The following is a 6,626-nucleotide window of genomic DNA, read 5'->3' as shown; positions in this document are numbered from 1 at the left end:
CGAGAAGATCGATCTTCTCGCCCGTTTCATGTTAACTATCAGCGGTTTTGTGGCTTAGACGTTGAAGCGGAAGTGCATGACGTCGCCGTCCTCGACCACGTACTCCTTGCCCTCGATGCGCAGTTTGCCCGCAGTCTTGCAGCCGGCCTCGCCGCCCAGCTCCACGTAATCGTTGTAGCTGGCAACCTCGGCCTTGATGAAGCCGCGCTCAAAGTCAGAGTGGATGACGCCGGCAGCCTCGGGAGCCTTAGCGCCAATGCGGACGGTCCACGCCCTGACCTCCATAGGGCCAGCGGTGAAGTAGCTCTGCAGGCCAAGTAGCTTGTATGCTGCCTGAGCAAGTGTCTCCAGGCCGGAGTGCTCAAGTCCCAGGGACTCCAGATACTCTGCAGCCTCCTCTGGATCAAGGTCAGCAAGCTCAGCCTCGACACCTGCGCAGACAGGGATGGACTGGACGCCGTTAATAACAGGAGCGGGCTCGGTAAGCATGTCCTCGTCGACGTTTGCGACGTACAGGATTGGCTTCATGGTAAGCAGGAAAAGATCGCGAGCAGCCAAACGCTCCTCGTCGGTCATCTCCATGTCAGCAGCGCGATTGCCCTCGTTCAGCCACTCCTGAAGGCGCTTTGCCACGTTGAGCTTGGGCTGGAGGTCCTTATCGCGCTTGGTCTCTTTCTCCAGCTTAGGCAGGGCGCGCTCAATAGTGCCCAGGTCAGCGAGGATGAGCTCCGTCTGGATGATGTCCACGTCCTCGTCAGGATTGACGCGGCCCTCAACATGAATGACATCGGGATCTTTGAAGTAACGAACAACCTCGCAGATAGCGTCAGTGTTGCGGATGTTTGCCAGGAACTGATTGCCCAGGCCCTCGCCCTCGTTTGCGCCCTTGACCAGGCCAGCGATGTCCACAAACTCAACAGTTGCAGGCATAATGCGGCCAGGATTAACAATCTCGGCCAGCTTCTGGAGCCTTGCGTCGGGTACGTCAACGATGCCCACGTTAGGGTCGATGGTAGCAAACGGATAGTTTGCGGCCAGGCCACCCTTGCGGGTCAGCGCGGTGAACAGCGTGGATTTGCCAACGTTTGGCAGGCCAACGATACCAATTGAAAGCGACATGTGAGTCCTCTTGTTTTCGGTGGACGGTTACGGTTACTTGCGTTTCTGGCGAGAAGAACGAGCAGCTAGAAGCGTTGTGCTCTGTGTAAGCAGTCGCGTGCTACTCCCCATTATCCTCTTTTGGAGGTTGTTGTGCGGCGGCTTCCTCATCCGAGTCCTCGGTGATTGAATCCGCCAGGTGTTTGAGCTGCTCCTTGCCGGTGTCAAAAATGAAGCGAGCCTTGCGACGAGCCAAAGCCTCAAGGCGCTCGGTTTCCTCGGCCTTGCGGTCACGAACGACCAGCTCAGAGGTGTTCATTGGCACCATCGTAAGCGCGCCTGGTTCTGGGCAGACAATTTCGCAGGCGCCGCAGTTGACACAGAACGGCATCTTAATGGTCAGCTTGCCACGCTCATCGATGTCGATTGCATGTGTTGTGCAGGTATTTTTGCAGTCGCCACAAACGGTGCATTTGCTGGAATCCCAGATAGGAGCTTCAAGCTTCACGTAAGGAGCAAGCTCTGGGTCGTGCTGGAGGGCGCCCATGACCAGACGGCGATCCTGCGTGAGCATGGACTGCCTCATATCGGTGGTGCGCAGGCCCATCACGTCATCAAGCTGCGTCTGAAGCTTATCCAGAGAGCGAGCGTGCGAGTTGATGCGGTCAGCGATTGCTTTGGCGCCCGCAAGAACAGGCGTCGACGCGGATACCAGGCGTTCTGCACCGTTCATCGCGTTGGAGATGAACTGCGAGCGGATATACGCACGCGTGAAATTGTGGTTGAGGTTATTGCCGTCGACCTCAAGGCCAACCGTGGCGCCCGTCCACTCCTCAGCGGTAGCGATTGCCTGGGTATATGCCTCCTCGCCAGTGGTGGTGCGACAACGGTCGCAAACGCCCAACGGCAGGTAAACACTCACGTTATCAAAGTCCGTGAGAATCGAGAACCAAATGTCGGCCGAGAGCATGCCTACGCAAGGCAAGCAAATCTCGTTACCCTCAGGTTTTCTCGCCAGAGCACGCGTACAGGTAATATAGCACTGCTCGTACGCGGAAGCCGCGCGAGCTACCTGGTCATACAGCATGCGGGACGTGTGGCGGCGCGTGTTAAACGTCTCAGTTGGACATGCGGCAACGCAGAGGCCGCACTGCAGACAAGCATCGTCGTCGATGCGCACGGACTGGTTGTGGATATCAATGCAATTAGCTGGGCAAACGTCAAGACAGCGAGAACATGCCTCGGCTTTTCCCGAGGCGCATCTCAGGCAGCGATTAGCGTTTGACCAGGGGATTTCCTTGTAGTCCATTGGCTCGAACGGCTTGTCCGAATTTGGGTCAATAGACAGGCTTCCCATCAGCGCGTCGAGCGGGTTAGAGAGCACCTGGAGGGAGTCCTGGATATCAATGAGGTCATCGAGAAAATCTCGCTCCTCGTTATGATTCTGGTTCTGAGCCATGGTGCCTCCTCTCCTTTAGCGCGTGGCGAATTAATGATACGGTCGCAGCGGCGTGCTGGCCGCGGGTGCAGTTGCGGCGTAGTCACAGTCGCAACAGCAGTGTGGCCGCGGTCGCAAATAAACATTTTAACCTGTAGCGACCAATAATTCCGCTCAAATGACATCACATTCATACGATTTCGATTAATGGACGCTGAGAGGGAAAACGTTGCAGTTACGACAAGACGAGTTTATCGCCAAGTGGGCGCAGCGGCAAAAAAATCGGGCCCAGCGAGAGGCTGGACCCGATTGAAGTGACGCGAAGGCGCGAATTAGTACATGCCGCCCTGGCCGCCCTGAGCAGCTGCGCGAGAAATGGACTCCTCGATGGTGGTGTCCTTTGGCATCTCGGAAACAGTTGCCTCGGTGATGAGGATGAGGGATGCAACGGAAGCTGCATTCTGGAGCGTGGTACGGGTGACCTTAACTGGGTCAAGAACGCCCATCTCAATCATGTCGCCATACTGGCCGGAAGCGGAGTCAAGACCCTGGCCGGTTGGGAGTGCCTTGATCTTCTCGACAACTACGCTGCCCTCGAAGCCAGCGTTGTTAGCGATGGTGCGGACTGGAGCCTCAAGTGCCTTGCGGATGATCTCAACGCCAATCTTCTCGTCTGCGTCAGAGGTCTGAACGCTGTCCAGGACAGAGGAAGCAGCCAGGAAGGAAACGCCGCCGCCTGCGACGATGCCCTCCTCGACAGCTGCGCGAGTTGCCTGAAGTGCGTCCTCGATGCGGTGCTTGATCTCCTTGAGCTCAACCTCGGTAGCTGCGCCAACCTTGATGACTGCAACGCCGCCGGCGAGCTTAGCAAGACGCTCCTGGAGCTTCTCGCGATCAAAGTCAGAGGTGGTGTTCTCAATCTCAGCCTTGATCTGGGTGATACGGTCATCGATTGCGTCCTTGGAACCAGCGCCACCAACGATGGTTGTGGTCTCCTTGGTAACCTTGACAGACTTAGCGCGACCGAGCATCTCTGCGCTAATCTCGTTGAGATTGACGCCGAGCTCCTTGATGACTGCCTGGCCGCCGGTGAGAACAGCGATGTCCTCAAGCATGCGCTTACGACGGTCGCCGTATGCAGGAGCCTTGATTGCGCAAACGTTCAGAACGCCGCGGAGCTTGTTGAGAATGAGGGTGGTCAGAGCCTCGCCGTCGACGTCCTCAGCCATGATGAGCAGAGGTGCGCCCTGCTTCTGGACAGCCTCAAGGATAGGCAGGATATCCTGAATGGAGGAAATCTTGTTGTCAGTCATGAGGATGTAAGGATTGTCCAGCTCAGCGGTGAGAGTCTCGTTGTTGGTTGCAAAGTAAGGGGAAACGTAACCCTTGTCAAACTGCATACCCTCAACGGTGTCGATGTCGATGCCGAAGGTCTGGGACTCCTCAACGGTGATGACGCCGTCTTTGCCGACAACATCCATTGCGTCGGAAATCTTGCCACCGATGACTGGGTCACCTGCGGAAATGGTACCAACGGAAGCAATCTGCTGCTTAGTTGAGACCTCCTTAGCAATGCCCCTCATCTGAGCAACGACAGCCTCAACGGCCTTGTCGATACCGCGACGAATTGCGATTGGGTTTGCACCAGCAGCAACGTTGCGGAGGCCCTCGTTAACGATGACCTGTGCAAGCAGGGTTGCGGTGGTGGTACCGTCGCCGACGGTGTCGTTAGTCTTGGTAGCAACCTCTTTGACCAGCTGAGCACCCATGTTCTCTACTGGGTCCTTGAGCTCAATCTCGCGAGCAACGGAGACGCCATCGTTAGTGATGGTTGGTGCGCCGTAAGAACGCTGCAGAGCAACGTAGCGACCCTTAGGTCCAAGAGTGGTGGTTACGGCATCTGCCAGGGTGTTTACACCCTTAGCAAGCTTGGCACGAGCGTCGGTGCCAAAATCGATATCTTTAGCCATGGTATTCCTCCAAAATAGCTGAATTTACACGTAAAAAGCGGACGAACAAGCTGCAAGCGACTAAGCTGCGAGTTAACGAGCTACGATCAAACGAGCTACGAATTAACGAGCTGCGAGCGATTAGTCCTCGAGGACTGCAAGGATGTCGTCAGCACGAAGAAGCAGGAGCTCCTCGCCGTCTACCTTGACCTCGGTGCCACCGAACTTGCCATAAAATACCTGGTCGCCGACTTTAACATCAAGAGCGATGCGATTGCCATTCTGATCAAGCTTGCCAGTTCCAACTGCGAGGACCTCGCCACGCTGAGGAAGCTCCTGTGCTGCGGATGCAATGTAGAGACCAGAGGATGTCTTCTCCTCTTTTGGAGCAGGCTTTACCAGAACACGATCTCCAAGTGGCTTCAAATTCATAATGAAAACCTCCCTTTCGGGCCAAGCCCGATATTGGCGCCAAGCGCCCTTTTCCAACGCTATTAGTTATTCCACACGGGAAAACAATTTATACGAAATATTGTGAAAATCTTACAAAACCGACTTAGATTTTCTGTAGGCGTGCAGTATAAGCCGTCAACGGTTATGCGCAGTCTGGTAGGTGCGGGCAGAGCGCGGGCGACGTGCGGGCGACGTGCGGGCTGCATGCGGGCGCGCGATGCTGCTGAGCTGCTGGTAGACGCGGTTTGCGTCGGCAGGCGCGAGCGCCAGGTGGTCTTCACCTGCGATTTCTTGCCATTAGCATAATTTTTGGTGCAAATATTCGCTGCGTGCATATTCTGCTAGTGATATTCGTGATTTTGCATAGGAAAAATGAACATCTCTTTGGGAGGGTCCAATTTGGGTAAAAAACGCGTTTAGTTGGGGATGAAATGGAGTATTCAGAAAAATTGCACCTACGTTTTACCAGGTAGCGAATTCTATCCAGATTTCTGATTATTTGTCCGAAGCAAAACAGCAGGTAGACTCGATGCATAGAATCCCGCAATTTCTGTAATCTCCAACTAAACGCATTTTTTACCACTTGGGAGTCATTTTTGGGCTTGAATTCTCAAAGCAAGTGCAACGTTTGGTGATGGTAGACTTCCCAAGGGCACTTCCAACCCAGACGCTTACGTGGCCTTAAATTGAGTTCATTATATACTGCCTCAATCTCTCTATTGCTAATCGATGAGAGGTCTGTACCTTTTGGAAAATACTCTCTGATGAGACCGTTGGTATTTTCATTGGTACCTCTTTGCCAGGGATGATGTGGAAGACAGAAGTAGATACTTACTCCAATAGCTTCTTGAAGTTCTGCTGCTCGAGCAAACTCAGATCCACGATCAAGCGTTATGGTTTTTACTACCTCACCTCTCAAAGCTTGCTGTATAGCTACATTGACATCAGCACTAGACCCTGATGCAGCTTTGCCACCAACAAGGTAGCCGCTCATACGGTCAACTTGTGTGACCAGGCGTGGCCCTTTGGCCTTACCGATGACGGTATCACCTTCCCAGTCTCCAATGCGTTGGCGATCTGCAACCTCTTTTGGTCTTTCGACAAGTTCATGAGTTATCCGTATTTTTCCTCTGCGCTCTATGAGGTGTTTTGTATGCCGTCGTTTACCTCGGTGTCTAAGTCTCTACGTACAGACTGTACACCTGGAAGTTCACAGTCTAGTTTTCCGAGTGTATGGCTCTATATATAGTGCTACAGCTGACAGGAGCGTAGGAAAGTTCTAAGTGTAGTCTGCCTGCAATCTGCTCAGGTGAGAAGTGGCGACTACAGATAAGAAAGACAATACGTGCACGAAGGCTTGGATCATCGAGTAGGGTGCGTTTCTTGCAAGCCTGGCGTCGAACATCGGTTTTTCTCTGAGCAGTCGAGGCTCTATAGCACAGATGCGCCACTCCAATGATTGTCCAACCGTTTCTTTTAATCTCTCGTGAAATACTTGATTTGTTTCGTCCGAGCTTACGAGCAATCTGGCTTATACTTTCATGATTTTTCCACCAGACCATAATGTCTTCGCGCTCTTCAATGCTAAGATGGCTATAGTGACCCATGGAAATCCTTTCAATGATCGTTGTCGTAAGCGCCATTGTAGACCCATGGGTCACTACCTTGTCTTTTGTTGTTGCACTAGC

The 6,626-nt window shown here is 53.6% G+C and carries 6 protein-coding genes; all 6 read right to left on the bottom strand.

Annotation, left to right across the window (positions count from 1 at the left end):
* Positions 1-54: 54 nt before the first annotated feature.
* Entirely contained in the window at positions 55-1,119 is a 1,065-nt protein-coding gene (gene ychF, locus HMPREF1492_RS00840; protein ID WP_035432527.1) for a redox-regulated ATPase YchF, read from the bottom strand.
* A gap of 100 nt (positions 1,120-1,219) precedes the next feature.
* Complete coding sequence (locus HMPREF1492_RS00835) at positions 1,220-2,557, bottom strand: 4Fe-4S dicluster domain-containing protein (protein WP_051479327.1); 1,338 nt, start codon at positions 2,555-2,557, stop codon at positions 1,220-1,222.
* 311 nt (positions 2,558-2,868) lie between these two features.
* Positions 2,869-4,506, bottom strand: a complete 1,638-nt coding sequence (gene groL, locus HMPREF1492_RS00830) for a chaperonin GroEL (RefSeq protein ID WP_035434985.1) — start codon at positions 4,504-4,506, stop codon at positions 2,869-2,871.
* Between the two features lie 120 nt (positions 4,507-4,626).
* On the bottom strand, positions 4,627-4,917 hold the full coding sequence (locus HMPREF1492_RS00825; RefSeq protein WP_035428429.1) for a co-chaperone GroES: 291 nt from the start codon (positions 4,915-4,917) through the stop codon (positions 4,627-4,629).
* Between the two features lie 631 nt (positions 4,918-5,548).
* The gene (locus HMPREF1492_RS07155) at positions 5,549-6,061 is read right to left on the bottom strand and encodes an IS30 family transposase (protein WP_232215576.1); all 513 of its coding nucleotides are present in this window, start codon (positions 6,059-6,061) and stop codon (positions 5,549-5,551) included.
* 94 nt (positions 6,062-6,155) lie between these two features.
* Positions 6,156-6,626: helix-turn-helix domain-containing protein (locus HMPREF1492_RS07150; protein WP_232215570.1), on the bottom strand; the 471-nt coding region annotated here is incomplete at its 5' end.

It is taken from the genome of Atopobium sp. BS2 (assembly GCF_000565075.1).
Classification (GTDB): domain Bacteria; phylum Actinomycetota; class Coriobacteriia; order Coriobacteriales; family Atopobiaceae; genus Lancefieldella.
Note: the sequence above shows the minus strand (reverse complement) of the source record. Positions and strands in the feature narration are given on the sequence as shown.